The following is a 286-nucleotide window of genomic DNA, read 5'->3' as shown; positions in this document are numbered from 1 at the left end:
GGAGGTCTAAATCATACCACTTCTTATTTTTGATATGTGCATAATTCAATAAAGCTGTATGCCGTGTTGACCCATCTGCGGTATCTGTCCATTGCCCTAAACCTAGACCTCTATGAAGAATATTAGGATAAGCACCACTATAAATGGCTGGTCCTCCTATCGCTAACCAGCTTTCATCATCCCATGAGGAATCGGTAGCGCCAACTGGAGGAGATAAATAATCTCCCTCAGCTCGTTTAGGATTGATAGAAGACTCTACCGACCAATTTCCTAAAATAGCCGCAAT

General features: G+C 42.3%; 1 protein-coding gene. It reads right to left on the bottom strand.

The window, feature by feature from the left end:
* A partial coding sequence (locus HMPREF2701_RS02645; protein WP_261674398.1) for a phage tail tip lysozyme occupies positions 1-286 on the bottom strand: 286 nt, incomplete at both ends.

This window comes from Streptococcus sp. HMSC077D04, from assembly GCF_001808785.1.
In the GTDB taxonomy this organism is placed as follows: domain Bacteria; phylum Bacillota; class Bacilli; order Lactobacillales; family Streptococcaceae; genus Streptococcus; species Streptococcus mitis_BX.
Note: the sequence above shows the minus strand (reverse complement) of the source record. Positions and strands in the feature narration are given on the sequence as shown.